The sequence below is a fragment of the Paraburkholderia edwinii genome, from assembly GCF_019428685.1.
Taxonomy (GTDB): Bacteria; Pseudomonadota; Gammaproteobacteria; order Burkholderiales; family Burkholderiaceae; genus Paraburkholderia; species Paraburkholderia edwinii.
In genome coordinates, this window is sequence record NZ_CP080095.1 from 1179209 (window position 1) to 1206159 (window position 26951).

At 64.8% G+C, this 26951-nt stretch carries 19 protein-coding genes and 1 pseudogene; 14 read left to right on the forward strand and 6 right to left on the reverse strand.

Going from position 1 to position 26951, the window contains the following annotated elements; genetic code table 11:
* Window positions 1–185: 185 nt before the first annotated feature.
* Window positions 186–698 (forward strand): annotated as a pseudogene (locus tag KZJ38_RS05225) (plasmid fertility inhibition factor family protein); the annotation flags it as partial.
* A 226-nt stretch (window positions 699–924) separates the two neighbouring features.
* On the opposite strand, the gene KZJ38_RS05230 reads toward KZJ38_RS05225, so the two are convergent.
* A complete protein-coding gene (locus KZJ38_RS05230; RefSeq protein WP_219799096.1) occupies window positions 925–1932 on the reverse strand; it encodes a 2-hydroxyacid dehydrogenase in 1008 nt (335 codons plus the stop codon).
* 440 nt (window positions 1933–2372) lie between these two features.
* Here KZJ38_RS05230 and aspT (KZJ38_RS05235) point away from each other — a divergent pair, with 440 nt between their 5' ends.
* The 4 genes from aspT (KZJ38_RS05235) (at window position 2373) to KZJ38_RS05250 (ending at window position 9150) form a co-directional block, all read left to right on the forward strand.
* Entirely contained in the window at window positions 2373–4055 is a 1683-nt protein-coding gene (gene aspT, locus KZJ38_RS05235) for an aspartate-alanine antiporter (protein ID WP_219799097.1), read from the forward strand.
* Between the two features lie 77 nt (window positions 4056–4132).
* Window positions 4133–5818, forward strand: a complete 1686-nt coding sequence (aspT, locus tag KZJ38_RS05240) for an aspartate-alanine antiporter (protein ID WP_219799098.1) — start codon at window positions 4133–4135, stop codon at window positions 5816–5818.
* Window positions 5819–5889: 71 nt separating this feature from the next.
* Window positions 5890–7572 carry a bifunctional aspartate transaminase/aspartate 4-decarboxylase gene (locus KZJ38_RS05245; RefSeq protein ID WP_219799099.1) on the forward strand — a complete coding sequence of 561 codons (1683 nt, stop codon included), beginning with the start codon at window positions 5890–5892 and terminating at the stop codon, window positions 7570–7572.
* A gap of 324 nt (window positions 7573–7896) precedes the next feature.
* Window positions 7897–9150 carry a pyridoxal-phosphate-dependent aminotransferase family protein gene (locus KZJ38_RS05250; protein WP_219799100.1) on the forward strand — a complete coding sequence of 418 codons (1254 nt, stop codon included), beginning with the start codon at window positions 7897–7899 and terminating at the stop codon, window positions 9148–9150.
* Window positions 9151–9276: 126 nt separating this feature from the next.
* Here the strand turns inward: KZJ38_RS05250 and KZJ38_RS05255 are convergent, their stop codons facing one another.
* Entirely contained in the window at window positions 9277–10491 is a 1215-nt protein-coding gene (locus tag KZJ38_RS05255) for an MFS transporter (RefSeq protein WP_219799101.1), read from the reverse strand.
* A 14-nt stretch (window positions 10492–10505) separates the two neighbouring features.
* Between KZJ38_RS05255 and KZJ38_RS05260 the strand changes: the two genes are divergently transcribed.
* The 4 genes from KZJ38_RS05260 (at window position 10506) to xdhC (ending at window position 15758) form a co-directional block, all read left to right on the forward strand.
* Complete coding sequence (locus KZJ38_RS05260; RefSeq protein WP_219799102.1) at window positions 10506–10706, forward strand: hypothetical protein; 201 nt, start codon at window positions 10506–10508, stop codon at window positions 10704–10706.
* 185 nt (window positions 10707–10891) lie between these two features.
* The gene (gene xdhA / locus KZJ38_RS05265; protein ID WP_219799103.1) at window positions 10892–12490 is read left to right on the forward strand and encodes a xanthine dehydrogenase small subunit; all 1599 of its coding nucleotides are present in this window, start codon (window positions 10892–10894) and stop codon (window positions 12488–12490) included.
* 146 nt (window positions 12491–12636) lie between these two features.
* The gene (xdhB, locus tag KZJ38_RS05270; protein WP_219799104.1) at window positions 12637–15021 is read left to right on the forward strand and encodes a xanthine dehydrogenase molybdopterin binding subunit; all 2385 of its coding nucleotides are present in this window, start codon (window positions 12637–12639) and stop codon (window positions 15019–15021) included.
* Window positions 15009–15758, forward strand: coding sequence for a xanthine dehydrogenase accessory protein XdhC (gene xdhC / locus KZJ38_RS05275; RefSeq protein WP_246641646.1), 750 nt, complete (start codon window positions 15009–15011; stop codon window positions 15756–15758). Before xdhB ends, xdhC begins: the two co-directional genes overlap by 13 nt.
* Here the strand turns inward: xdhC and KZJ38_RS05280 are convergent.
* The 3 genes from KZJ38_RS05280 to KZJ38_RS05290 all read right to left on the reverse strand — a co-directional run bounded on the left by KZJ38_RS05280 (window position 15669) and on the right by KZJ38_RS05290 (window position 19434).
* Window positions 15669–16754, reverse strand: a complete 1086-nt coding sequence (locus KZJ38_RS05280; RefSeq protein ID WP_219799105.1) for a LysR substrate-binding domain-containing protein — start codon at window positions 16752–16754, stop codon at window positions 15669–15671. The genes xdhC and KZJ38_RS05280 overlap by 90 nt on opposite strands.
* A gap of 152 nt (window positions 16755–16906) precedes the next feature.
* The gene (locus KZJ38_RS05285; protein WP_219799106.1) at window positions 16907–17551 is read right to left on the reverse strand and encodes a 2-hydroxychromene-2-carboxylate isomerase; all 645 of its coding nucleotides are present in this window, start codon (window positions 17549–17551) and stop codon (window positions 16907–16909) included.
* A gap of 233 nt (window positions 17552–17784) precedes the next feature.
* Window positions 17785–19434, reverse strand: coding sequence for a TAXI family TRAP transporter solute-binding subunit (locus KZJ38_RS05290; RefSeq protein ID WP_219799107.1), 1650 nt, complete (start codon window positions 19432–19434; stop codon window positions 17785–17787).
* 696 nt (window positions 19435–20130) lie between these two features.
* Here KZJ38_RS05290 and KZJ38_RS05295 point away from each other — a divergent pair.
* From KZJ38_RS05295 to KZJ38_RS05305, 3 genes are all read left to right on the forward strand, one after another.
* A complete protein-coding gene (locus tag KZJ38_RS05295; RefSeq protein ID WP_219799108.1) occupies window positions 20131–20475 on the forward strand; it encodes a BON domain-containing protein in 345 nt (114 codons plus the stop codon).
* A gap of 241 nt (window positions 20476–20716) precedes the next feature.
* Complete coding sequence (locus tag KZJ38_RS05300; protein ID WP_246641647.1) at window positions 20717–22819, forward strand: D-(-)-3-hydroxybutyrate oligomer hydrolase; 2103 nt, start codon at window positions 20717–20719, stop codon at window positions 22817–22819.
* A gap of 231 nt (window positions 22820–23050) precedes the next feature.
* Entirely contained in the window at window positions 23051–23305 is a 255-nt protein-coding gene (locus KZJ38_RS05305; protein ID WP_219800125.1) for a hypothetical protein, read from the forward strand.
* A gap of 16 nt (window positions 23306–23321) precedes the next feature.
* Here KZJ38_RS05305 and KZJ38_RS05310 read toward each other — a convergent pair whose 3' ends face one another.
* Window positions 23322–24110 (reverse strand): sulfite exporter TauE/SafE family protein, encoded by a 789-nt coding sequence (locus KZJ38_RS05310; protein ID WP_219799109.1) that lies wholly within the window; start codon window positions 24108–24110, stop codon window positions 23322–23324.
* 195 nt (window positions 24111–24305) lie between these two features.
* On the opposite strand from KZJ38_RS05310, the gene rarD reads away from it, so the two are divergent.
* The gene (rarD, locus tag KZJ38_RS05315) at window positions 24306–25181 is read left to right on the forward strand and encodes an EamA family transporter RarD (protein ID WP_219799110.1); all 876 of its coding nucleotides are present in this window, start codon (window positions 24306–24308) and stop codon (window positions 25179–25181) included.
* A gap of 137 nt (window positions 25182–25318) precedes the next feature.
* Window positions 25319–26917, forward strand: a complete 1599-nt coding sequence (locus KZJ38_RS05320; RefSeq protein ID WP_219799111.1) for a tetratricopeptide repeat protein — start codon at window positions 25319–25321, stop codon at window positions 26915–26917.
* Window positions 26918–26951 lie beyond the last annotated feature (34 nt).

Consider the following 26951-nt stretch of genomic DNA (forward strand, 5'->3'; position numbering starts at 1 on the left):
CACTTGTTGTCATTTGCTCGAAATACCACAAGTGCCTGGTGAAAACGCTTGCCTAAGTGACACGGCCTTTTCACAATCGACTCGTAGCGTAATCGTCTTTTACATGCCCGCTCGATCGGCGCTGCGCACGTGGTGTGCCGGCATGTCGGAGGCGACCCACTGTTCGTTTTCATCTGAAGCCGTCGATGTCGAATTCAGCACTGTCCCCTAGTGAACCTGTCTGGGTCGTCCAGTTGCACGACCACGAATGGTATGACCATGTGCGGCTCAAGCGCGTGTTCGCCGTCGACGGAACGCGCCATGAAGTCGTCCTCGTCGATGCGCGCAAGCTGCTGCAGTGCGCCTCGCGCGACGACACGGACTACGTGCTGCGCCCGGTGGACGAATGGCACTCCGGCAAGGTGCGCGGCATTCGCGAGTTTCTCGATCCGGCCAGTTCGCGTATTCCCGAAATGCCCTACGTGACCATTACCGCGAAGCGCGCGCCGGGACTGATCGGCTGGCTCGGCCTCGAGCGCGAAGGCGTGGTCGCGTTTCGCAACGGACAGCACCGCGCGCGTTATCTCGCATCGGCCGGCGCGCGCTGGTTTCCGGTCGAAGTGCATGAGCGCGAGGCCGCCTTGCTGCGCCAGTACTGCGGCGCGCCCGACGATGCGCGCACCGCGCTGCGGCCGACCATGAGCATTGCGCCGGGCGTCATCGGCGACCCCAACGACGACTTCGCGGACGACGACGACCCCGCAGACGGCGATGACGTCCCGCTCAAACGGGGCAGCGAGCGCACGCGGCACGACGGCTTAAGCAAGGGCCTCTGACGCGCGCATGGCGCGCGGCCGGTTATTCATTGCGCACCGTTTCCCATACGCCGTTACTCCCGCGCCGTCATCTACGCGCCGTCACCCCCGCGCCGTCATCTACGCGCCGTCACCCTCGCGCCGGCGCGTGCCGCACCACATTGACCGGCGCGCCGTCGCTCCACGCTTTCACATTGCCAAGGGTTGTCTGTGCGATCTCGTTCATCGCCTCGCGCGTGAAGAACGCCTGGTGCGCGGTGACGATCACATTCGGGAACATCAGAAGACGCGCAAGCACATCGTCCTGCAGCGGCGTATCCGAGTGATCCTCGAAGAAGAGACCGCCTTCCTCCTCATAGACGTCGAGCCCGAGATGGCCGAGCTGCCCGCTCTTCAACGCGCCGACCAGCGCATTGCTTTCGACGAGCCCGCCGCGCCCGGTGTTGATGAGCATCGCGCCGCGCTTCATCTTCGCGAGCGCGGCCGCATCGATCATATGGTAGGTGGCCGGCACGAGCGGGCAGTGCAGGCTGACGATATCGGCGCTGGCGAGCAGCGTATCGAGCGGCACATATTGCGCGCCGAGCGCGAGCAGTTCGGCGGCGGGCGGACCCGGGTCGTACGCAACTACCTGCATGCCGAAACCCGCCATGATGCGGCCGAAGGTACGGCCGATCACCCCGGTGCCGATGATGCCGACGGTCTTGCCGTGCAAATCGAAGCCGAGCAGGCCGGTCAGCGAGAAGTCGCCTTCGCGCGTGCGCGCAACCGCGCGCGGCAGACGCCGGTTCAGCGCGAGAATCAACCCGGCCGCGTGCTCCGCAACCGCATGCGGCGAGTATGCCGGCACGTGCAGCACCGGCAGCCCGAGGCGTTCGGCTGTTACCAGATCAACATGATTGACGCCGGCCGAGCGCAGCGCGATGAGCCGCGTGCCGCCCGCATGCAGCTGTTCGAGCACGGCGGCATCGACGGTGTCGTTGACGAACGGGCAGACGATGTCGTAGCCATGTGCGAGGATCGCGGTCTCGCTATCGAGGTACGACTCCTGGAAATGCAGTTCGAAGTGAAATGACGCGTTGGCTTCGTTGAACGTATCGCGGTCGTACTGACGGCTGCTGAACAGGATCATGCGCATCGCGGCTCCCGAAGTGAGCGCGCCGTTCCGCTGGGCCCGGGGGCCGGCGTCAGGCATGCGGAACGGCGTGCAAGCGTTCAGTATCGCACCATGCGGTGCGCGGCAACGGTGCGAAGCCGTTCCACCTTGAAAATAACATTGACAGCCCTGCCTGATTTTCATATCTATTAAAGCGGCACGACGATTCCATGCATGTAATAAATCCGCATCGCGCACGCGATGCGCTCACGCACTGATGTAAATCGATTCCGCATAGATTGGATGGACAGAATCAGGCCGCTCGCCTGTTCGCGGTTCCCACGCGTTGTTCCACAACCTGACGAGGAAGCGATGTCTGTCATTAAAGCCAATAGCCAATAGCCAAGGCCGATAGCGGTTGAACGCTGTTCCGGATGCACCGCCCGATGTGTGCCATGCATGTCAATTCGGGATGCAAATCAATGATTGTCGAACTGCTCAGGTCCCAACCTGAAATCGCATTATTCGTCAGCCTTGCGCTCGGTTACTTTATCGGCTCGTTCCGTCTCGGGCCCATCCAGCTGGGCGGCGTGTGCGGCACGCTGATCGTTGCGCTCGTGCTCGGTCAGACCGGCGCGCGCATCTCGCCTGACCTGAAGAACATCGCGTTTGCGCTGTTTATCTTTGCACTCGGTTTCACGGGCGGTCCGCAGTTCTTCGCGAATATCGGACGCGGCTGGCGCTACGGCCTGCTATCGGTGGTCGAAGTCGTGTCGGTGCTCACGCTCGTGATGATTGCGGTGTCGATGATGAATCTCGATCCGGGCACCGCGGCAGGCTTGCTCGCCGGCGCGGCAACCGAATCGGCGGTGATCGGCACCGCGTCCGAAGCGATCGCGCGGCTCGGCTTCGCCGATGCCGAGACCACGCGGCTGCAGGCGAATATCGTCACGGCTTACAGCGTCAGCTATCTGTTTGGTCTTATCACCATCGTGCTGTTCTGCAGCCAGATCGCGCCGCTTCTGCTGCGCGTCAATCTGCGCACGGAGGCCGAGCGCGTGTGGCGCGAACTGGGCGGCGGCGATGCGCTCGACGAAGGACAGCGCCTCGCGGCGCCCGCGCTGGTCGGCCGCGCGTTTCGCGTCGGGCCGGCGGCGGGCGCGACGATCGGCGTATTCGAACAGCAGTACGGCAACAACCTGACGTTCGAGCAGATCGAGCGCGGCGGCGTGCTGATGGCGGCCGAACCGCAGGCGAAGCTCGAGGAAGGCGACGTCGCGCTCGTGGTCGGCCGGCGCGCGGCGCTCGTCGCGGCGGCGCCGCATATCGGCGAGGAGGTGACGGGCGGCGGCTTCAACGTCGTGATGGGCGAGCGTGTGGACGTCGTGCTGACGCGCCGCGACCTGCATGGCCTCACGATCGCGCAGGTGCGCGAGCAGGCGTCGCGCACGGAAGGGCGCGGCGTCTATATCGCCGCCGTGACGCGGCTCGACGCGCGCATTCCCGCGCTACCCGGCACGGTGCTCAATCGCGGCGACGTGCTCACCATCGTCGGGGCCAAAGACGACGTCGCGCGCGGCGTGAAGCGCCTCGGCTATGAACTCGTGCCGACGCAGAAAACCGACTTTGTCTATCTCGGTCTCGGCGTGCTGATCGGCATGGCGCTCGGCCGGCTGTCGGGCACGATCGGCGGCGTGTCGCTCGCGCTCGGCACCGGCGGCGGGTGTCTGTTGTCGGGGCTGCTGTTCGGCTGGATCCGCTCGCGTCATCCGCTGGTCGGCTCGCTGCCGTCCGCGGCCGCGCAGATTCTCAAGGACTTCGGCCTCGCCACCTTCATCGCCGCGGTGGGTCTTTCCGCCGGACCCGACGCGATCAAGCTCGTGCGCGAATACGGTCTGGCGCTGCCCATCGTCGGCATTCTGATGGTGCTCGTGCCGGGGCTGCTGTCGCTATGGATCGGCCGCACGCTGCTCAAGCTCGATACGCCGATGCTGCTCGGCGCGATTGCCGGCCAGCAATGCAGCACGCCGGCGATCAGCGCACTGGTTGGCGTGACGGGCAACTCGACGCCGGTGATCGGCTACACGATCACATACGCGCTCTCGAATATCTTTTTGCCGTTGATGGGGCCGGTCGTCGTCGGATTGGCCAGCAAGTTTGGATAACCGGTCGATACCGGCGGACCTGGGGCAAGCATCGCGTACCGCACATTGCACACCGCGCACCGGACAGAGACATCCCAATGGACTGGCTGCACTCCATCTTCCAGAAATCCCCAGAAATCGCGCTATTTCTGTCGCTGGCCATTGGCTATCTGATCGGGCAGATCAACTTCGGCAAGTTTCAGCTCGGCGGCGTCGGCGGTTCGCTGCTCGCGGCGGTCGTGATCAGCCAGGCGGGCGTGTCGATCGACAACGGCGTCAAAGCCGTGATGTTTGCGGTGTTCATCTATGCGGTCGGCTACGACTCGGGGCCTGGCTTCTTCAACTCGCTGAACCGCAAGACGCTGCGCGAAATTGCGATGGCCGTGTTTCTCGCGGTCAGCGCGCTCGTCACGGTGCTGGTCTGCGCGAAGCTGTTCCATCTGAACAAGGGGCTGGCCGCCGGATTGGCGGGCGGGGCGTTGACGCAGTCCGCCATCATCGGCACCGCGGGCGACGCGATCGCGCGCCTCGGCCTCTCCGCCGAAGAAACGAAGACGCTGCAATCGGACGTCGCGATCGCCTATGCCGTGACCTATGTGTTCGGGTCGCTCGGCGCGATCCTCGTCTGCGTGAATCTGCTGCCGAAATTTATGGGACGCGGTCTGCACGAGGCGTCGCTCGATGCGGAAGCCGAACTCGCGGGCGGCGCGCCGGCGCGTGGACCGGGGCAACTTGCCGCGCTGCCCGAACTCGTCGGGCGGGCGTTTCGCGTCGCGCAGGCGGCGGGGCGCAAGGTCTCGGAGCTCGAGGTGAGCCAGCAGGATAGGGTGACGATCGAGCGTATTCATCGCGACGGTGAAGCGCTCGATCCGGCCGAGGACATGGTGCTCGCGAACGGCGACATCGTGCTCGTGATCGGGCGCCGCGCGGAGATGGTCGGCATCGCGCCGCTGATCGGCCCCGAAGTCGCGGATACGAGCGACGTCGTGCTCGTCATGCAAACGCGCGACGCGGTGTTCACGCGCAAAGGCATGAACCGCATGACGGTCGCGCATGTGCGCGAAACCGTCGATCGCGAGATGCGGCACGGCGTGTTTCTCGAAGGCATCTCACGGATCGGCAAGCCCGTGCCCGTGTTGCCGCACACGCAGCTCGAGCACGGCGACGTGCTCACGTTTTACGGCACCGCAAAAGATACGAAACGGGCGGTCACGGCGGCCGGCTACGAGCTGCCGTATTCGATCAAGACGGATTTCATCTATATGGGCGTGGGGATCGTGCTCGGTCTGCTGATCGGGCTCGTGGTCGTCGACGTCGCCGGTGTGCCGCTTACGCTCGGTTCGGGCGGCGGGTGTCTGCTCGCGGGCCTGCTGTTCGGCTGGATGCGCGGCAAGCATCCGATGTACGGCGTGATGCCGACGGCCGCATCGCAATTGCTGAAGGATTTCGGGCTTGCCGCATTCGTTGCGGTGGTCGGGTTGAACTCGGGCCTGCAGGCGGTCGTCACGGTCAAGCAGAGCGGCATGACGATTTTTCTCGCCGGCGTGCTCGTGACGCTGGTGCCGTTGCTGCTCACGATGCTGTTCGGCCGCTACGTGCTCCGCTACGACAACGCGGCGATTCTGGCCGGTGCGCTGACGGGCTCGCGCAGCGCGAATCCGGCCTTCGGCGGCGTGCTCGACAAGGCGGAAAGCGCCGTGCCGACCGTGCCATTCGCCATCACCTATGCGATTGCGAATGTGCTGCTGACGCTGCTCGGGCCGCTTGTCGTGGGGCTCGTTTGAATCTCGCGCATTGCCGCCCGTCATCGCCGGGCGGCCAACCGGATTTCTGTCATCCACCAGGAGACGACACCATGGCAAAGGGCAAATCGGGCAACGGCACAGGCAGCAGCGCGACGCACAACGGCGGCGCACAGGCGAAGCTCGCGGCGCTGAGCCCGTTCGAACTGAAGGACGAGCTGATCAAGGCGGCCGGCGGCGGGGCGGTCGAGCGTCCGGCGAATACCGCGATGCTCAATGCGGGCCGCGGCAATCCTAACTTTCTCGCGACCATTCCGCGCCACGGCTTCTGGCAGCTGGGCCTGTTTGCGATGCGCGAAGCGGAGCGCTCGTTCGCGCATATGCCGGAGGGCATCGGCGGCTTTCCGAAGCGCGACGGGCTGACCGAACGCTTCGAACTGTTTCTGCGCGAAAACAGGGGCGTGCCCGGTATCGACTTTCTGCGCGGCGCGGTGTCGTATGTGCGCGATCAGCTCGGGCTGTCGGCCGGCGACTTCCTCTACGAAATGTGCGAGGGCATTCTCGCGTCGAACTATCCGGTGCCGGACCGCATGCTGAAGCTGTCGGAGATCATCGTCGGGCAGTACTTGCGGCGCGAGATGATCGGCAAGCATCCGTTTGTCGGCGAGTTCGATATCTTCGCGGTCGAAGGCGGCACCGCGGCGATGACCTATATCTTCAACACGATGCGCGAAAACCGGCTGATCAAGGCCGGCGATACGATCGCGCTCGGCGTGCCGATCTTCACGCCGTACATCGAGATTCCGCGGCTGAACGACTATCAGCTCAACGTGATCAACCTGAACGCGGACGTCGAAAACAACTGGCAATACCCGGAGGCCGAACTCGAAAAGCTGCGCGATCCGAGGGTGAAGGCGTTCTTCCTTGTGAATCCGAGCAACCCGCCGTCGGTGAAGATGAGCGACGAGAGCCTTCAGCAGATTGCGGACATCGTGAAGGAACGGCCCGATCTGATCCTGCTCACCGACGACGTGTACGGCACGTTCGCCGACAACTTCGTGTCGCTGTTCGCGCTCGCGCCGAAGAACACGATTCTCGTCTATTCGTATTCGAAGTATTTCGGCGCGACCGGCTGGCGCCTCGGCACGATCGCGACGCATCGCGACAACGTGCTCGATCGTCTGATTGCCGAACTGCCGAAGGACGTGAAAAAGGAGCTGCACGGGCGTTACGAATCGATCACCACCGAGCCCGACAAGCTCAAGTTTATCGACCGGCTCGTCGCCGACAGCCGCACGGTCGCGCTCAATCACACTGCGGGCCTGTCGACGCCGCAGCAGGTGCAGATGGTGCTCTTCTCGCTGTTTTCGCTGATGGACACGCCCGACGCATACAAGTGCGCATTGAAGCGGCTGATCCGCAACCGCAAGCGTGCGCTTTACGAAGAGGTCGGCATCTCGTTCGAAGACGACGATCCGAATCAGGTCGACTACTACACGATCCTCGATATGGAATTTCTCGGCGAGCGCGCCTATGGCCGTGAGTTCGTCGAGTGGATCAAGAAGAACACGCAGCCGTCGGAACTGTTGTTCCGACTCGCGCGCGAAGCGCGTGTCGTATTGCTGCCGGGGCGCGGCTTCGGTACGGCGCATCCGTCGGGGCGTGTCTCGCTTGCGAACCTGAACGAATCGGACTACCGCGCGATTGGCCGCGCGGTGCGCAAGCTGATCGAGGAATATGTCGAGCGCTTCAATGCGGCGACCGGCAAAAGCCTCGACAAGAACAAGGTGAAGTGACGTCGTTGCGGTAACCGTGCTGAGCGTGGTGTCAGGACATGACGGGCGGGTTGGGGTCGCACGGGAATCGCACGGGAAACGCGCTGAAATCGCGCGCTCGCGAAGCACACGCGCTGTCAAAAAACTTGCACATTCGCGCGGATCGGTGAATGATCGGACGAAGCGGTAAAAATCGGCCCGCCGGCGGTCTATCGGCGGGTCCATTTTTTCCGGCTGTTTTCAAAGCGTGTGGGTCGTGCTTTGACCCGTGCATTGCCCCGTGCTTTACCCGCGCTTTATCTGTTTCTGTCTGTTCCCATTCGCTTGCTCGCCTGCCTACCGATCATGTCAACTACAACGTCCACCGTTCCCTGTCCCGAGGTCGAGTCGCTCGACGCCATCCTTCCCGAAGAACCGCTGCTGATGATGGGCGCCGGCCCCGTGCCGATTCCCGCCGCGGTGGCCAAGGCGAATGCGATCGTGATCAATCACCTCGGCGGCACGATGTCGAAGGTGGTCGGGCAGGTGAAGACGATGGCGCGCTACGTGTTCCAGACGAATTCGAAGTGGGTGCTCGGCGTTGCGGGCCCGGGCTCGGCCGCGATGGAAATGGCGATCTCGAATCTCGCGTGGCCCGGCACGCGCATGCTCAGCATCAAGAACGGCTTTTTCAGCGAGCGGATGGCCGAGATGGGCCGCCGCGTCGGCGCGAACGTGTCGGTGCTCGAGGTGCCGGACCGCACGGTCGCGAGCCTCGAAGAGGTCGCTGCGGCGATCGGACGCGAGCGTCCGGAAGTCGTCACGATCGTGCAGGGCGAGACGTCGAATACGGTGTGGAATCACCATCTGCAAGATATTGCCGCGCTCGCGAAAGCAGCCGGCGCGCTGGTCATTGTCGATGCGGTGTGCACGCTGAGCACGATGCCGCTCGATATGGATGCGTGGGGCATCGATGCGGTGATTACGGGCGGGCAGAAGGGTCTGTCGTCCATTCCCGGCGTGTCGCTGATCGCGTTTTCCGATGCCGCGTGGGAGCGCGTGAAGGCGCGCAAGGATCCGGGCCCGCACTGGTGTCTCGATGCGTCGCTGGCCGAAAACTTCTGGCACAACGCCGGGTATCACTACACGGCGCCGGTGTCAGGCGTGCTCGCGCTGCACGAGGCGCTGCGGCTCGTCTGCGCGGAGACGCTGGAGAAGCGCTTCGCGCGTCATCAGAAATGCTCGCTTGCGTTGCAGGAGGCGATTACCGCGATGGGCCTGCAACTGTATACGCCGCAGGAATGCCGGCTCAATTCCGTGATCGGCATCGAAGTGCCGGGCACGCTGAGCCCCGGCGATATCTGCGGGCATATCTCGCGCAACCATCAGGTCGAGATCTCGGGGTCGTTCGGTTTGCCGATCGTGCGGATCGGGCAGATGGGCGAGCAGTGCCGCGCCCATAACCTGTTTCGCACCGTGCACGCATTCGGACGGACGATGGTCGATCTTGGCGTCGGCGTCGATTTGCCGGCAGGCGTCGCAGCGCTCGAGAAGTCGTTGTCGAATGGGACGAAGGCGGGGACGAAGGCGAGCGCGAACGCGGAATTACTCACGCATTGAGCCGGATGGGCGCGCCGGTTTGCGGCGCGCCGCCCGGGCGCGGTTGACTGAAGGTCACACTACCGGTCAAACCGTCGTTCAAACCGCGGGTCACCCCGCGGGTCAAACCGCAGACCACCCCGCGGGTCAAACCGCCGCTGAAGGCCCGGTCACACCGCGCACATAGCGCTGATAAAGCACCATGGTCAGCGCAATCGCCGCCGCGGCTGCAACGGCCGCGAACAGATAGACGGACCCGTAACCGAATTCACCCGCGATATACCCGGCAAGCGGCCCGGTCACGCCCAGCGACAGATCGAGAAACACCGAGTACGCGGACAACGCCGCGCCGCGGCTTGCCGGCGGCACGAGCCCGACCGCCTCGACGCCAAGCGCCGGGAACACCAGCGCGAAGCCGAAGCCCGTCAGCGCGGCGCCGGCCAGCGCGACATGCGGCACCGGCGCAAGCCACAACATCAGCAGCCCCACGCATTCGAGCGAAAACGACGCGATCGCCACGCGAAAGCCGCCGTAGGTTTTGATCGTGTTCGCGAACAGCAGGCGTGCGCCGATAAACATCGTGCCGAATAGCGTCAGCGACAGCGCCGCGTTCGGCCAATGCCGCGCCGCATAGAAGAGCGTAATGAAGGTCGCGATCGAGCCGAAACCGACGGAGCCGAGCGCGAGCCCGAGGCCGTGCGGCAGCACGCGCGCGAACACGCTGCGATACGACATGCGCTCGCCATGCACGAGCGGCACCGACGGCACAAGCCGCGCGAGCGCATAGCCCGCCGCGGCAAGCACGATGACCGCGACGCCGAGCGAAGCAAAGCCGATATGGCGCGCGATCACGACGCCGAACGGCGCGCCGATCGCGAGCGCGCCGTAGGTCGCGATGCCGTTCCACGAGATCACGCGCGCATTGTTCGCGGTCCCGACGCGGCCGATGCCCCAGAGGATCGCGCCTGTACCGCACAGGCTTTCACCGACGCCGAGCACAAGGCGGCTCACGACCAGCAAGGTGAGGCTCACCGCCGGCCAGTGGGTGGTCAGCGCGGCAAGCAGCAGGCCGACGCCGCTCACGCCGCTTGCAATCAGCCCGTTCGACACGGTCTTTTTCGGCCCGAGCGTATCGGCCGAGCGGCCCGCGAGCGCGCGCGACGCGAGCGTGGCGAGGTACTGAACGCTGATCGCGAGACCGGCGATCACCGCGCTGAAGCCGAGTTCGCCGTGCACATAGCCCGGCAGCACCGCAAGCGGAATGCCGATATTCAGGTAGCAAACGAACGTGAAGAAGACGACCGGAATGATCTGCAACGTGGTCGCAAATTCACTGCGCGGCGAGGCGGAGTCGGCGGACATGGGGAAAACGAGACTTGAAAACGGCGGAAGACCGTGATTTTCCCATGGAACTGGTTGTCATGCAGCGAATGCTTAAAAAATATTCAGCATCAGGGTGCCAGATCATGGCGGCCGAATCCATCACGGCACAGTTCGATGCACTCGCGTACCAGCCGCAATTGGCCGAAACGGCGTATTCAAATCCGAAGCGCGTCACAACGGACGCGCCGTCATAAGCAACGCTATCCCGTTTGGCTATCTCAATATCTTGCTGGCGATATGAGCTGCATGGTTTTCGCGCTATGGGTTGCATGAATTGTCGGTGATAGCTTTCCAACCATACCCGCCGCATCGCCCGCATGTTCCCCGCGCGGGCGCGAAAAACCGCCGCAAGTCGGACCCGACACGAGAGACACGAGACATGAGCCAGCCGATCCGCTTCTATCACCGCAACGCGATCCGCGAAATCAGCGACGCGCCGGTCACGCGCACCGTCCTGCAGTACCTGCGCGAAGACGCGCGCTGCACGGGCACCAAGGAGGGCTGCGCGGAAGGCGACTGCGGCGCGTGCACGGTGGTCGTCGGCGAGCGCGACGAACTGGGCGGCGTCAGCTTCAAGGCGGTCAACGCGTGCATCCAGTTTCTGCCGACGCTCGACGGCAAGGCGCTTTTCACGGTCGAAGACCTGCGCCAGCCGGACGGCTCGCTGCATCCCGTGCAGGAAGCGCTGGTCGAATGCCACGGCTCGCAATGCGGGTTCTGCACGCCGGGCTTCGTGATGTCGATGTGGGCGATGTACAAGAAGCATGGTCATGAATATGGCTACAAGCCTGGCCAGCAGCTGTGCCAACAGTCCGGCGAACAGCGCCATGAGCCGGCGCACGGCCACGCCCACGCCTGCGGCGCGAACTGCACGGTGCCGACGCGCGAGGAAGTGAGCAACGCGCTGACCGGTAATCTGTGCCGCTGCACGGGTTACCGGCCGATCATCGACGCGGCAATGCGGATGTTCGAGTTGCCCGCGCCGGCCGCACCCATCGACACCGCCGCGCTGTCGCGCACGCTGCTGTCGCTCGAGCGCGACGCGACCTTCGAATACGAGCACGCGGGCCAGCGCTTTGCCGCGCCGCGCACCGTCGACGCGCTCGCGCGCCTCAAGGAAGCGCAGCCCGCCACGCGCATTCTCGCCGGCAGCACCGATGTCGGCCTGTGGGTCACGAAGCAGATGCGCGCGCTCGGCGACATCGTCTACGTCGGCCAGATCGGCGAACTGCAGAAGATCGAAAGCGCCGACGGCTGGCTGCGCATCGGCGCGGGCGTGACCGTCGAAGCCGCGTATACGGAGCTAGCGACGCATTACCCGGAGCTCACCGAGATGTGGCAGCGCTTCGCCTCGCTGCCGATCCGCAACGCGGGCACGCTCGGCGGCAATGTCGCGAACGGCTCGCCGATCGGGGATTCGATGCCGGGACTCATCGCCCTGGGCGTGCGCGTCGTGGTGCGCGGCGGCAACGTCGAACGCGAGATGCCGCTCGAAGACCTCTACCTCGCGTACCAGAAGAAGGACATTGCCGAACACGAGTTCGTCGTCGCGGTGAAAGTGCCGCTGCGCATCGGCGCGCGCGCGAACCTGCGTTTTCGTACGTACAAGATCTCGAAGCGTTTCGATTCCGATATTTCGGCCGTGTGCGCGGCGTTCGCATTTATCGCGGACGGCGACGCGATTCGCGAGCCGCGCATCGCGTTCGGCGGCATGGCCGCGACGCCGAAGCGGGCCACGCATGTGGAAAGCGTGCTGCAGGACGCGCACTGGCACGAAGCAACCGCGCAGGCCGCGATGGCCGCGCTCGCCAAAGACTACGCGCCGCTTTCCGATATGCGCGCCACCGACGAATACCGCCTCGAAACCGCGAAAAACACGCTTTACCGGTTCTGGCTCGAAACGCGTGCACATGATCCGTTGCCGAAGTCGGCGCTCGATGTACGTGCGGTTCAAGCCGCGACCGCTGTGACCGCGTAAGCGCGCGAGACAGGCTGCGAGACTCGCCGCACTACAGGCCGCACTACACGCCGCAATAAGGGCCGCAATAAGGGCCCCGAGAGCGACATAAGACAGACGCAAGACCGCCACAAGCCGCAAGACAAGAGACACGGAGAATCATCCGCATGAACCAGCAAGCCGAACCGTTCCTGAAAGACGCCCAGGAACTCGCCGAACTCGACAAGTTCACGCAGGTGCACGTGTCGCGTCCGCACGAGTCCGCGCATCTGCACGTAGCCGGCCGCGCGACCTACACCGACGACATTCCGCTCGTGGCCGGCACGCTGCACGCGGCGCTCGGACTATCGCAGAAGGCGCACGCGAAGATCGTGTCGATGTCGTTCGACAAGGTGCGCGCGACGCCCGGCGTGGTCGCGGTCTTCACTGCCGGCGATATTCCCGGCCACAACGATTGCGCGCCGATCGTCAAAGGCGACGATCCGGTGCTGGCGGATGGCGTCGTGCAGTACGTGGGCCAGCCGATGTTTATCGTCGTGGCGACGTCGCACGACACCGCGCGTCTTGCCGCGCGGCGCGCGGAGATCGTCTACGAGGAATGGCCCGCGGTGTTGACCGCGCAACAGGCGCGCGCCGCGAACCAGAGCGTGATTCCGCCGATGAAGCTGGCGCGCGGCGACGCCGGCGCGCAAATCGCGCGCGCCGCGCATCGCGAGGCCGGCGAGATGCTGTTGGGCGGCCAGGAGCAGTTCTATCTCGAAGGGCAGATCGCCTACGCGGTACCGAAGGACGACGACGGCATGCACGTCTGGTGCTCGACACAGCATCCGACCGAAATGCAGCATCTGGTCGCGCATGTGTTGAACGTGGCGTCGCATAACGTGCTCGTCGAATGCCGGCGCATGGGCGGTGGCTTCGGCGGCAAGGAATCGCAGTCGGGGCTGTTCGCATGCTGTGCGGCGCTTGCCGCATGGAAGCTGCTGTGCCCGGTCAAGCTGCGCCCCGATCGCGACGACGACATGATGATCACGGGCAAGCGTCACGACTTCCACTACACGTTCGACGTCGGCTACGACGACGACGGTATGCTCGAAGGCGTGTCCGTCGACATGACGTCGCGCTGCGGTTTTTCCGCCGATCTGTCCGGCCCGGTGATGACGCGTGCCGTATGCCACTTCGATAACGCGTACTGGCTGCCGGACGTCTCGATCGCGGGCTTCTGCGGCAAGACCAATACGCAGTCGAACACCGCGTTTCGCGGCTTTGGCGGTCCGCAGGGCGCGTTCGCGATCGAATACATCATCGATAACGTCGCGCGCTCGCTCGGGCTCGATCCGCTCGACGTGCGGCGCCGCAATCTGTACGGCAAGACCGAACGCAACCAGACGCCGTATGGGCAGATCGTCGAAGACAATGTGCTGCACGAACTGATCGGCGAGCTTGAAACCACGAGCGACTATCGCGCGCGCCGCGCCGCGATCCGCGAATTCAACGAGCACAACGAAGTGCTGAAAAAGGGCATTGCGCTGACGCCGGTGAAATTCGGCATCGCGTTCAACGTCACGCACTTCAATCAGGCGGGCGCGCTCGTCCATATCTATACCGACGGCTCGGTGCTCGTGAATCACGGCGGCACGGAGATGGGGCAGGGGCTCAACACGAAGGTCGCGCAGGTCGTCGCGCACGCGCTTGGTATCCGCTTTAGCCGCGTGCGCGTGACGGCGACCGATACGAGCAAGGTGGCGAATACCTCGGCGACGGCCGCATCGACCGGCACGGACCTGAACGGCAAGGCCGCGCAGGATGCCGCGCGCCAGTTGCGCGAGCGGCTTGCGGCGTTTGCGGCGGAACGCTACGGCGCGGGCCAGGTGACGGCTGCCGCGGTGCGCTTCGCGAACGACAACGTGATCGTCGGCGAGGCCGTTGTGCCGTTCGACGAAGTGATCGCGAAGGCGTATCTCGCGCGCGTGCAGTTGTGGTCCGACGGTTTCTACGCGACGCCGAAGCTCTATTGGGATCAGGCGAAGCTGCAAGGCCGGCCGTTCTTCTACTACTCGTACGGCGCGGCCGTTTCGGAAGTGGTGATCGACACGCTGACCGGCGAAATGCGTGTGCTGCGCGCCGATGCGCTGCATGACGTGGGCGCGTCGCTGAATCCGGCGCTCGATATCGGCCAGGTGGAAGGCGCGTTTGTGCAGGGCATGGGCTGGCTCACCACCGAGGAACTGTGGTGGAACCAGGGTGGCAAGCTGATGACGCACGCGCCGTCGACCTACAAGATTCCGACTGTCAACGACATGCCACCGGACTTCCGCGTGAGCCTGTTCAAGAACCGCAACGCGGAAGACAGCATTCACCGCTCGAAGGCGGTCGGCGAGCCGCCGCTGTTGCTGCCGTTCTCGGTGTTCTTCGCGATCCGAGACGCGGTCGCAAGCGTCGCCGATTATCAGGTGAACCCGCCCCTGAATGCGCCGGCAACCGGCGAAGCGATTCTCAAGGCAGTCGGCGCCGTGCGTGCGATGCGCACTCAGGCGCAAGGATGGCAGCGATGATCAACTCGTGCTTCGCGTTCCAATCTTTGCGCGAACTGTCGACGCAAACGCGGACGGGCCCGGGAACGCAAACGCGCGCCGAAACGCTGATCGAATCGCGGACAGACGCGACAACGGAAACCGCGCCGCGGCAAATCGGCCGGCGCAGCGGCCATCGCGCAAACCCGCCGCCGATGCATATCGTGCTGTTTGGCGCGGGCCATGTCGGTCATGCGCTCGTCACCTTGCTCGGCAGCCTGCCGTGCGTCGTGCAATGGGTCGACGAACGCGACGAACTGTTCCCTGACGAAGTGCCGGCAAACGTGCAGGTCGAAGCGACCGACACGCCCGATGCGATCGTCGATCACGCACCGGCCGGCGCATATTTTCTCGTGATGACGCACAACCACGCGCTCGATTTCGCGCTCGCGTCGCGGATCATGCTGCGGCGCGACTTCACATACTTCGGCATGATCGGTTCGAAGACGAAGCGCGTGAAATTCGAACGGCGGCTGGTCGAGCGCGGCGTCGATCCGGCGCGGATGGCCGAGATGATTTGCCCGATCGGCGTCGACGGCATTACCGACAAGGCGCCGCACGCGATTGCGCTTGCGGTCTGCGCGGAGCTGCTGCAGGTGCGATGTGCGGGTCTCGCGGCCGGGGCGGCGTCAGCGCGATGGAGTGATGCGCGGTCGGGCGACATCGAATCCGGCGCGCTGACCAGCACCGGCATTGCCGCTCGCGCCTCCGTCTTCTGACTGCGTAGCCGGGGCACCGGTAGACGTAGCGGTCGAGGCAACCTCATCGTCGCTCCGCGTGCGCCGCGCCTTATGCGCGACGAGGTTCGCCGATACCTGCGCGAGCAGTTCGCGCAACCAGCCCAGATCGCTTGGCCGGTCCGTCTGCGGATGCCACATCTGATAGCAGCGAATGCGCGGAAACGGAATCGGCACGTCGACGACCGCGAGCGGCAGCAGGTTCGCGTAGTGCATCGCAAAGCGGCGCGTCGTCGTAAAGATCAGATCCGATTGCAACAGCACATGCGGCACGAGCCCGAAATACGGTAGCGTCGCGACGACACGGCGTTGTGCGTTCGCGCGCGCGAAGCCCGCGTCGATAGCGCCGCTGCGCCCGCCGCTATACGGCGTCGGCGTCAGATGCGGCGCGGCGAGATACGCATCGCGCGAGAGCGGCGCCTGCGCCAGCGGATGGTCCGCGCGCATCATGCAGACGACGGTGTCCGAAAACAGGTCGCTGCGCTCGAAGCGCTCGTCGGGCTTCGGCCAGTTGCCGATCACGAGATCGAGCTCGCCTTTCTCGAGCGCCGCCGCATGATCGAGCCGTGGTCCGAGCGACTCGATCTCGAGCCGCGCATGCGGCGCCGCATCGCGGAATTGCGCGATCACGGTCGGCATGAAGAAGTCGTTCAGGTAGTCCGGCGCGGCGATGCGGAACGTGCGGCGCGAGCGCGCCGGATCGAAGTCGCCGTGCGGCGTCGCGACGAAATCGACGTCGCGCAACACCTTCTGCGCGGCGGCAAGCAGCGACTCGCCGTATTCGGTCGGCACCATCCCCGACTTGCCGCGCACGAGAATCGGATCGTTCAGCGTCTCGCGCAGTTTGCGCAACGCGGTGCTGATGGCCGGCTGAGTCTGGTTCAGGCGCAGCGCGGTCTGCGTCACGCTGCGCTCGACCAGCAGCGTGCGCAGCACGCGCACGAGCCAGATGTCGAGGGTAGCGGTGTTGTCATCCACGGTTGTCGCGCCGGTCGGGTCGTTCCTGCGTAACCTTAAGCTTTTCCGCGTGCATCAGGCATAGCGCACACGGTATGGCCGGCATCAGCGTCGCCCGCCTGCGCGCTTGCCGTCATGCTTGTGTCAGGACGTGAAAACCACGGTGCCGCACATCACGGCTTCAGGAATGCCGAAGGCAGCCCCGAGATCCGCTTGACCTCTTTCGACTCGAGCCAGTTCGGCGTGCGCGCGCAATAGAGCACCATCGGCAACGCGTCTTCGCCCCAGAACAGCTGCTTGTTAAGCCAGAACGTCGGCACGCCGAATACGCCGAGCGCGATCGCATCGGCGTTATTGCGCTTCAGCTGAGCCTTGGCTTCCTCGCGTTCGACGAGCTCGGGGCCGTCTTTGATCCCGAGGCGCTCGCACAACAGCGCGAAGCCGTCGGGCGTCGACGGGTCGCGGCCTTCGCGCCAGATAAAGCGGAAGATCTCGCGCACCGTGTTCACGTCCGCGTGAATCGAAGCAGCAAGGCGCATCGGCTTGGTCGAGTCGAACGGATGCACGGGCGGCATCTTGAACGGAATGCCGAGCTGTTCCGCGCGAAACAGCGCGTAGCGATACATAAAGACGCGCTTGGCCGGCACGTCGTACGCGAGACGTTCCCGCCAGTGGCCGTACAACTCGTTCAGCGTGGCTGGCGTCATTACGAATGGAAGGCCCGGCCATTTGTCGTATTGCTCGAGCAGCAGATACGAAAACGGCGAGACAAAGTCGTAAAACCACAGCGGCTGCGTGGCGTCGATGCCATCGGTCATGATGTCTCCCGGGATTTCCAGTGTGGCACGGCCGCATTATCGAACGTCTGAAGGATGGGCGCCGTGCCGGTTGCCCTCGATCTTACGCAAAGCCGGAGCGCCGCGCACCACCGGCAGGCGGGCGAGGCGCTAAATGTGTGGGGAATGCGGGTTTCGCCTGAGGCCTTGCGTGACGGCGGCGTGACCGGGTTGACCGGATGGCCCCGCTTGACCGTCGACGCGCGAGCCGAGGCTCAGGCGATATGGGTGGGCCCCGTTTGCCCGGCGCGCGGCGCATCGCTCGAGGTCGGCTCGTCGCGCGCCGTGTCGGCGGTCGGGTTTTGCTCTGTTTCCCGCGCCGCTGCTTGCCGCGCGTCTCGCGCGGGCTCGTCTGAGGGCTCGTCCGAGGACTCTGCCGCGGCGGCCGGCGGCTCGCCGGACGGCGGTGCGGTCCCCTGTGCGTCCGCAGGTGCTTCGCGCGCTCGCGTGAGCCGCTCGCGCACGAAGCCGATATGCTCGCGCAGCACGTAGAACTGGTCCGCATAGGCAAGCGGCATCTTGAGCCCGTTAACCGCTTCCTCGATCGCATCGAGTCGCTCGATCAGCGTGTCGCGTTCGGCCTGCGAGGTTTCGCTCAATGCGCCGCGCTCGATTGCGATCAGCGCGCCATACCAGCGGTAGATCCGCGAGCGCACGCGCCATGCGTACAGCGACGGCACGAGCCGCAAGCCCGGAATCAGCACGACGATGATCGGCACGAGCACGACCAGCAGCCGGTCCGCGAGGCTCGCGATCCAGAACGGCAGCGTGCGGTACAGGAAGCTCTTGCCCGACTTGTAGTAGCGCGCCGCATCGTCGCTGATCGGGAAATCATGCGCGAGCGGGGCGGGGAAGTCGCCTGCGCGCTGCAGCACGCTCGCCTTGCCGTGCACCTCGCGCGCCGCTTCGATCAGCAGGTCCGACAGGGCCGGGTGCAGCGACGTGCGCGCGACGAGCTCGGCGGTCGGCGCGACCATTTGCAGCGTCTGCGACGGGATGTTCTTGCCGAGATCGAGCGAACCCATCGGCAGCTCGATGCGCGTCAGGTACGGAAAGCGTCCTGCATAGGCGTGCGCCTGCGTAAAGTCGTAGAACTGGATATTCGGCGTACGGAACAGCTTGACCATCACCGGCGGCTGCGCGGAGTCGCCGGTCAGAAAGGCGGCGTCGACCTTGCCCTCGACGAGCGCCTTCGCCGCATCGTCGCCCGATAGCGGCAGCAGCTTCGTCGGACCGCCCGGCGTGATGCCGTTCGCCGCGAGCAGCGCGAGCGCGAGTTCGCGCGTGCCGCTGCCTTCGGCGCCGATCGCGATGCGCTGACCTTTGAATTGCGACAGCCATTCGACGGTCGGCCCGTGATAGAAGATCGCGACCGGCACGTACGCGACGCTGCCAAGCGACATGAGGCCGTCGGTTTTGCCATGCGCAATGCCGTCCTGCACGAACGCGACATCGACCTTGGCATTCGGATCGAGCAGCCGCCGCAGATTTTCCGCTGAGCCTTCGGATTCAAGCACATTGAGCGTGACGCGGTTGCGGGCGAGGATGTCCTTGTAGCGCTGCGCGGCATTCCAGAATGTGCTGCCACGCGGACCGGCGCTAATCGTCAGCGTATCGGGCGGCGCGGGCTGGATCAGGCGCACGGCGGCCCAGATCGCGAGGGCGCTGACGAGCAGAATCGGCACGAACGTCACTGCGAGATCGCGCCACGAGATGGCGACGAAACGCGCGACGAGGCGCGGCCGCTTGCCGGCCGCTTTTGCGCCGCGCCTGGAGTTGGCGCCTGGGTTGGCACTTCCGTCGGCACCTTGGCCGGCGCTTCGGTCGACGTTCGGGTCGGGATCGGGGCCGTTGGGTTCTGTCATTGGAGGTCGTGGCGGCTAAGGCGGCATGCTGTCGACAAAGCAGACGAAAACGCGGTCGACGATGTTCGCGCCGATGGTACATGAGATTGCCGGCGCGGCGGCGCGCGAGCGGCCGCATCGAGGCCACAAACCCGTAACAATTCGTGAGTGCGAAGTGCACGCGCGCGCGGCCTGCGCGAATCAGACAAGCTCGCGCGCTGGCGGCTTATTTCCGCGGGCTCACGCAAGCGCCTATTCGTCGGCGACACAACATTTGCGCCGATCGGCGCCGTTTTCGTCGCTAAAAGCTTTGCGATTTTTGCCGCGCTAGATTAAATTGGCGGCGCTGCCGCGCATCCGCGCTCGCATGCGCGATCCGGTCACAAGAACCGGGCACGCTGCAGAGCCGCGCGGCACCGGGCCGGTCCGCTCCCCCCGCGCGTCATATTGCCGTGCTGCTGTTTTCCCGTGGCCGTTCCGCTGTCGTCTTGTTCCCGCCTCTCGTCTCTCGCCTGCCGTGTCAGCCGTCAATCGGCCGACGCCGCGTCAGGCGCGCTCCGCTCGCGTGTCGTCGACCGCAAGCGGTGTGCGCTATGGCGCGCGCGTCGGTTTGTTTGAACGAAGTCGTAACGAAGCCGCAATGCGGTCTGCCCGACCGGGTCACGCTCGACGTGGTCTGGCCGGCCGCGTCCAATCCGAAGTGAAAAAGGAGAAATCATGAAATCGGCAGTTCTGAAGGCGTTGGGTGGTGTGGTGGCAGTGATGGTCGCGTGCAATGTCTACGCGCAGGCAAGCGATGCGGCTGCGGGTGCGCAAACCGCGCAAACGGGCGTGAAGGCTGAGAAGAAGGCGAATCGCCAGCTGGGCCACAAGGTCCGCGCAGCGCTCGCGAAAGCCAAGGGTCTCGACGTGTCGAGCATCGCCGTGCGCGCCAAGGGCGGCGCGGTCACGCTGACGGGCACGGTGCCCGACCAGGGCCAGATCGACCTCGCCGGCACCACGGCGAAGGGCGTGGCCGGCGTGGCGTCGGTGTCGAACAAGCTGAACGTGCAGCAGCAGTAAGCGCACCAGCCGCGCACCAGCCGCGCACCGGCCGCGCACCGGCCGCGCACTGGCCGGTTAGATCGGAAAAACGGGCTTCGGCAAACGCCGAAGCCCGTTTTTCTTTTATGCGTCGCGCCTGGTGTGTTCGCTGACGTGTGCGGCGCCCCTTTGTGCGCGGCGTTTCGTCTCCTACGCTCTCGATGTGCAGAGATGCAATGCGCCGCCGCTGATTCCGCGGACGCGTGCAGAGGAGACAACAATGCCGGCAACGATGTCCTTGCGTTTCGCGTCGATTGCGTGCTGCTCCGCCGCATTCGTCTGCGGCTGCGGCAACGGCGGCGGCGATGGCGGCAGCGGCTCGACGATCAACGTGCTGCCGGCCTTCGTCGTGACGAGCAGCATGACGACGGTTTCCTACGACGGCAACACCGACGATCTTCTCACCGCCGGTCTCGGCAAGACCGGTCTCGCCGGCGACGCGCCCGGTTTTTCGAACCCGGCCGCGCCGACCGCGGCCGAATTGCGGCGTCTCGCGATCTGGTCGAACTACCGCGCGCTGGTCGATATCACCGCGAACGGCGGATACGGCCGCTTCTGGGGGCCGAATATCGACCTCAACGGCAACGACACGCTCGGCGAAGGCAAGATCGCCGGCACCGAAACCATCGCCTACGCCGACAACGGCAGCGGCCTGCAGAACGTTACGCTGATGATCCAGGTACCGGTCAGCTTCGATCCGGCGAATCCATGCATCGTCACGGCCACGTCGTCGGGTTCGCGCGGCGTGTACGGCGCGATTTCGGCGGCCGGCGAATGGGGCTTGAAACGCGGCTGCGCGGTCGCGTACACCGACAAGGGCACCGGCAACGGCGCCCAGGAGCTGATGACCAATCTCGTCACGCTGATCGATGGCCGGCTTGCCAGCACATCGATTGCCGGCACAAAAAGTACCTTTACTGCAAACCTGCCGCTGTCCAGTCTCGCGATCTTCAATCAGACCTTCCCGAACCGCTACGCGTACAAGCACGCGCACTCGCAGCAGAACCCCGAACAGGACTGGGGCAAGAACACGCTCCAGGCGATCCAGTTCGCGTACTGGGTGCTCAATCAGCAGTTCGCGCCGATCGTCAACGGCAGGAACCATGGCGTGCGCTACCGCGCGGGCAGCATCACGACGATCGCCGCCTCGGTCAGCAACGGCGGCGGCGCGTCGCTCGCGGCCGCCGAGCAGGACACGCAGGGATGGATCACCGCGGTCGTCGTCGGCGAGCCGCAGATCAACCTCAATATGTCGCCGAACGCGCAGGTGTTCGAAGGCGGCGTGCGCATTACGGCGGCCGGCGCGCCGCTGGCCGACTACATCACCTACGCGAACTTGCTGCAGCCCTGCGCGGCGGCGGCCCCTTCGGTGATCGGCGCGCCGTATCTGTCGACGCTGCCGCCGGCCACCACGCTGGCCATCCGCACGGCACGCTGCGCGTCGCTGGCGGGCAGCGGGTTCGTGAACAGCGGCGATCTCGCGACGCAATCGAACGACGCGCTGAACCGGCTGCATTCGGCCGGTTACGAAACCGACTCCGACCTGCTGCAAGCGGCGATGTGGGATTCGCAGGCGGTGCCGGCCGTCGCGGTCACTTACGTGAACGCGTACACGACTTCGAGCGTCGGCGACAACCTCTGCGGCTTCAGCTTCGGCACAACGAACGCGCAAGGCGCGGCCGGCGTGCCGTCGCTCGCTGCGCCGATGCTGTCGATCTTCGGCCTCGGTAACGGTGTGCCGCCGACCAACAACATCAACCTCGTGTACAACCTGCCGCCGTTCGGCTTCGATCACCGGCTCGCGACCGCCGATGCGAGCCTCTCCGGCGCGGTGTGCCTGCGCGGACTCTGGACCGGCGGCGATCCGCGGATGCAGACGAGCGTCAACGCGATTCGCGTGAACGCGAACCTGCGCGGCAAGCCCGCCATCATCGTGCAGGGCAGAAGCGACACGCTCGTGCCGGTCAATCACGCGTCGCGCCCGTATCTCGCGATGAACAGTCTTGCCGAAGGAGGGAGAAGCCAGTTGTCGTTTTACGAAATCACGAACGCCCAGCATTTCGATGCGTTCCTCAGCGTCGCCGGTTTCGATACGCGCTACTTGCCCCTGCAGTACTACAACCTTCAGGCGTTGAACCTGATGTGGAGTCATCTGAAAAGCGGCGCCGCGTTGCCGCCGTCGCAGGTGGTGCGCACGGTGCCGCGCGGCGGCACGCCCGGTTCGGCGCCCGCGCTCGGCACGGCGAATCTGACGCCGATCGCCGCGAGTCCGGGATCGAATGCGATCAGGGTGGGTTTCGGTACGATCAACGTGCCGCGTTAGGCGTCCGCCTGGTCAGTCCGCTTAGCCAGTCCGCTTAGCCAGTCCGCTCAGCCGCGCAGTTCAGCCGCTCGATTCACGCTCAATTCATTGGGCATCAACGAGCCCGTTGCGTGCGCTACAGCGCACGATTTACGCGATAAACGCTTCGGATACATAGGCTGCCTGTGCGCGATGACACATAATTTACCCACGTGGTGTCGTACTGTGCGGTATCGGAATCGGAGTCGCATGATGGACACGATGCTTTTGAGGTACACCGACTTGCCGATCGGCGAACGGGCAGCTTTCGAACTGGTGTGCGCGCGGCACGGCTTCGCGCCCGCGCATTTCGATGTGAGCGCAACGATCGATGCGCACGACACCGCGCGGGAACGGCGGCTCGTGACCGTGCGGCGTGGCGGCTGGGCGCAGTCGTATCACGAGGACAGCGCCGGGCATTGGGTTCGCGAGTTCGAAACGGATCTGAACTGCCGGTTCTTCAAGTAACTTCCGTCGTTCCCGTTCAGGCCAGCACGAGCCTCACGCCGACCGCGGTCAGCGTGGCGGCAAGCACATGGCGCAGCAACTTCTCCGGCGCTTTCGCGGACAGCAGGCTCCCCGCGACGATGCCCGGCAATGACCCCACCAGCAGCGACAGCAGCACCGACCAGTCGATCGATCCGAGCAGCCAGTGCCCCGCGCCGGCCAGCAGCGTGAGCGGCACCGCATGCGCGATATCGGAGCCGACGATGCGCGAAACCGGCAGCGCCGGATACAACAGCAACAGCACCGTTACGCCGATCGCACCCGCGCCGACGGACGTCAGTGTGACAAGCGCGCCGAGCACGGCGCCCGTCAGCATCGTTAGCGCGAGCGTGTTGCCGTATGCGGGCGTCGGCCGATGGCGCGACGCGAATGCCGCGAGCTGCGGGCGAAACACGAGCGCGGTCGCGGTGATCAGCAGCGCCGCGCCGAGCACGACCTGAATCAGATAGCTGCCGCGCGGCGTGTCCATTCCATATCGATGCAGCAGGATCAGCGTAATCGTCGCGGCCGGCACGCTGCCCGCGGCAAGACGCAGCGTGACGCCCCAGTCGACCGAACCCTTGACGCCGTGCACGAGCGTGCCGGTCGCTTTCGTCACCGACGCATAGAGCAGGTCGGTGCCGACCGCGGTGGCCGGGTGCACGTTGAACAGCAGCACGAGAATCGGCGTCATCAGCGAACCGCCGCCGACACCGGTCAAACCGACGAGAAAACCGACGAAAAGCCCGGAGGCGGAATACAAAAGATCAATGTGCGGAAGAGACATCGGGGGGAATGACATCAGGCGGACGGCGGACCGTCCTTAAGATTGGCCGATTGCACCGGATCGGCGATTTCTTTGCGGAAATTGACGAGCGCGTATGCCGAAAGACCCGTATTGTCGCAAAATCGGCAATCTTGGGTATTGGATCGTGTGACTCGAAGCTTACAATACGATTCGCTCGATCTTGCATTAATCACAATGAACTACGGCGTCGTCTACGCATTTCTCGCCTTCACCATCTGGGGGCTCTTTCCCGTTTACTTCAAATCGCTGCATCAGATCGCGCCGCTCGAGATTCTCGCACACCGCATGGTCTGGTCGATGCTGTTCCTGTTTATCGTGCTGACCGCGCGGCTGCAGTGGCGCTGGCTTGGGCCCGTGCTGCGCGACAAACGCCTGCTCGCGCGCTTCGCGGCGAGCGCGGCGCTGCTGTCGGCGAACTGGGGCACTTATATCTGGGCCGTGAACGCCGGGCATATCGTCGAGGCGAGCCTTGGCTACTTTGTCACACCGCTGGTCAGCGTGCTGTTCGGTCTTGCGTTTCTCGGCGAACGGTTGCGGCCCATGCAATGGTTTGCGGTGGCCATCGCCACGTCGGGCGTGCTATGGCTCACGTGGGAAAACGGCCGGCCGCCATGGATCAGCATTGCGCTAGCGCTGACGTTCGGCGGCTATGGGCTCTTGCGCAAGACCGCGAAGCTCGGCGCGCTCGAAGGGCTCACGCTCGAAACGATCCTGCTGCTGCCGATTGCCGTGCTGTACCTCGCGGTCTTGCCGCTGCATGGCGATAGCGGCTTCGGCGCGGCGCCGACCGGTTTGAAGGTGCTGCTTGCACTCGCGGGGCCGATTACGGCGATTCCGCTGTTGCTGTTTGCCGCGGGCGCGCGGCGCATTCCGCTGTCGACGCTCGGACTGCTGCAATATGTGACGCCGACATTACAGTTGCTGATCGGTGTGCTGATTTATCGCGAGCCGTTTAGCGGCATGCAACTGATCGGCTATGGCGCCATCTGGATTGCGCTTGCCGTGTATTCGCTCGAAGGGCTCGCGCGTGTGCGGCTCGTGCGGCAGTAGCGATAGCGCAATAGCGCGATAGCGAGCGGTGAGGCTCGCCGCTTCGTTTCGTGATTAAACTACCGGTCTTTGGTCTTTAGCAGGTCGACACTCCGGTCTTCAAGCTGGCGAATCGGTCCGCATTAAGTCAGGTTTGCATGAATCACGATTTCGAACCCACGCTGTCTGAGGCGCAAAAGCACTATGCGGCCGGCCGATTCGACGAAGCCGCGCGTCTGTTGCAAGGCGTGCTGGCAAGCGCGCCCGATCATGGCGAAGCGCACGCCGGTCTCGGTTTTATCGCTGCACGGCAGGGTGATCACGCGCGCGCGGCAGAACACCTCGTAGCGGCATCGACACGCATACCAATGCCTGTCGACGACCTGAACTTTGCTGCACAGGTATGTCAATCGGCACAACGCCACGATGATGCGATCGCTTTGTTCGAGCGGTGTCTCGCGCAGTTCCCGAACCATATCGCGTCGCTGCATGGCGTTGCGATGTCGCTAGTTCAGGCCGGCAACTTGCCGCGCGCGCTCGAGAAGCTCGAGCAGCTGTGCAAGCTCCAGCCGCAGTCCGCCGAAGCGCATTACAACCGCGGAAATCTGCTTGGCCAGATGGAGCGCTTCGACGACGAACGCATGGCGTACGAATACGCAATCAAACTGAAGCCTCGCTTCGTTCCCGCTTACACGAATCTCGGCGTGGTGTTGCGCGATCTGGGGCGCTTCGACGACGCCATGCTTCAGTTCAAGAAGGCGCTGGCGATCGATCCGAACGACGCGGGCGCCCGAACCAATCGCGCGCAGACGAATTTGCTGCGCGGCGAATTCGAGCATGGCTGGCGCGAATACGAATGGCGCTGGCGCGACGGCACGATGAGCCATGGCTTGCCGGACAGCACGCAATGGACGGGCACGCAGCCCGTCGCCGGCAAGACCGTGTTCGTTCATCAGGAGCAGGGCTTCGGTGACACGCTGCAGTTCGTGCGCTTCGTCGACCGGCTGACGGAAAGCGGCGCGCGCGTCGTGCTGCGCGTGCAGAACGCGCTGCTGCCGCTGTTGCAGCACTATCGCGGCGCGGCCGAGGTGATCGGCGAGCGCGCGCCCGTGCCGGCATTCGACTTCCACATTCCGCTGTTGAGCTTGCCGCTTGCGCTGAAGCTTCGCGAAGCCGATTTCGCCGCGACCGGTCCATACCTGCATGCGCCGGAATCGCTCGTCGCACAATGGGACGACCTGTTTGCCGGTGCGACCGAACGGCCGCGCGTGGGTCTCGTCTGGTCCGGAAGCCGGATGCTGCTCAACGATCGCAACCGGAACCGGGCGATCGCGCTCGAACAGTTGCAACCGTTGCTCGACGCGCAGGCCGATTTCGTTTCATTGCAGCACGACGTGCGCGAAAGCGATCGCGCGTATCTCACCGAACTCGAAGCCCGCGGCGTGCTACGCGATGTGTCGTCGCGTCTCGCGACGTTTGCCGATACGGCGGCGCTGATCTCGCGACTCGATCTCGTTATCGGTGTCGACACAGCGGTCGCGCATCTGGCGGGCGCGCTCGGCAAGCCCGTCTGGATCGCCTTGCCGTTCATGCCGGACTGGCGATGGCAACTCAACCGAAGCGACAGTCCGTGGTACGCAACGGCCCGGCTCTTCCGGCAGACCGCGCGCGGCGATTGGGCCAGCGTGATCGCCGCGCTTCGCGCGCAACTCGATGCGGGTACGCCGCATGCTCAGGCCACGAAGCCGGCGCGATAAAAGCGCGCTTACCCCCGCAGCTGTGACCCCATTC

Excerpts from the sequence above, each read along its gene's own strand:
- KZJ38_RS05245 (WP_219799099.1), top strand. The coding sequence starts at position 5,890 with ATGGCAAAGGGCAAATCGGGCAACGGCACAGGCAGCAGCGCGACGCAC.
- KZJ38_RS05290 (WP_219799107.1), bottom strand. The coding sequence starts at position 19,434 with ATGACAGAACCCAACGGCCCCGATCCCGACCCGAACGTCGACCGAAGC.
- KZJ38_RS05255 (WP_219799101.1), bottom strand. The coding sequence starts at position 10,491 with ATGTCCGCCGACTCCGCCTCGCCGCGCAGTGAATTTGCGACCACGTTG.
- KZJ38_RS05305 (WP_219800125.1), top strand. The coding sequence starts at position 23,051 with ATGGACACGATGCTTTTGAGGTACACCGACTTGCCGATCGGCGAACGG.
- KZJ38_RS05295 (WP_219799108.1), top strand. The coding sequence starts at position 20,131 with ATGAAATCGGCAGTTCTGAAGGCGTTGGGTGGTGTGGTGGCAGTGATG.
- aspT (WP_219799098.1), top strand. The coding sequence starts at position 4,133 with ATGGACTGGCTGCACTCCATCTTCCAGAAATCCCCAGAAATCGCGCTA.
- KZJ38_RS05320 (WP_219799111.1), top strand. The coding sequence starts at position 25,319 with ATGAATCACGATTTCGAACCCACGCTGTCTGAGGCGCAAAAGCACTAT.
- aspT (WP_219799097.1), top strand. The coding sequence starts at position 2,373 with ATGATTGTCGAACTGCTCAGGTCCCAACCTGAAATCGCATTATTCGTC.
- rarD (WP_219799110.1), top strand. The coding sequence starts at position 24,306 with ATGAACTACGGCGTCGTCTACGCATTTCTCGCCTTCACCATCTGGGGG.
- xdhB (WP_219799104.1), top strand. The coding sequence starts at position 12,637 with ATGAACCAGCAAGCCGAACCGTTCCTGAAAGACGCCCAGGAACTCGCC.
- KZJ38_RS05230 (WP_219799096.1), bottom strand. The coding sequence starts at position 1,932 with ATGCGCATGATCCTGTTCAGCAGCCGTCAGTACGACCGCGATACGTTC.
- KZJ38_RS05285 (WP_219799106.1), bottom strand. The coding sequence starts at position 17,551 with ATGACCGATGGCATCGACGCCACGCAGCCGCTGTGGTTTTACGACTTT.
- xdhC (WP_246641646.1), top strand. The coding sequence starts at position 15,009 with ATGGCAGCGATGATCAACTCGTGCTTCGCGTTCCAATCTTTGCGCGAA.
- KZJ38_RS05310 (WP_219799109.1), bottom strand. The coding sequence starts at position 24,110 with ATGTCTCTTCCGCACATTGATCTTTTGTATTCCGCCTCCGGGCTTTTC.
- KZJ38_RS05250 (WP_219799100.1), top strand. The coding sequence starts at position 7,897 with ATGTCAACTACAACGTCCACCGTTCCCTGTCCCGAGGTCGAGTCGCTC.
- KZJ38_RS05300 (WP_246641647.1), top strand. The coding sequence starts at position 20,717 with ATGCCGGCAACGATGTCCTTGCGTTTCGCGTCGATTGCGTGCTGCTCC.
- xdhA (WP_219799103.1), top strand. The coding sequence starts at position 10,892 with ATGAGCCAGCCGATCCGCTTCTATCACCGCAACGCGATCCGCGAAATC.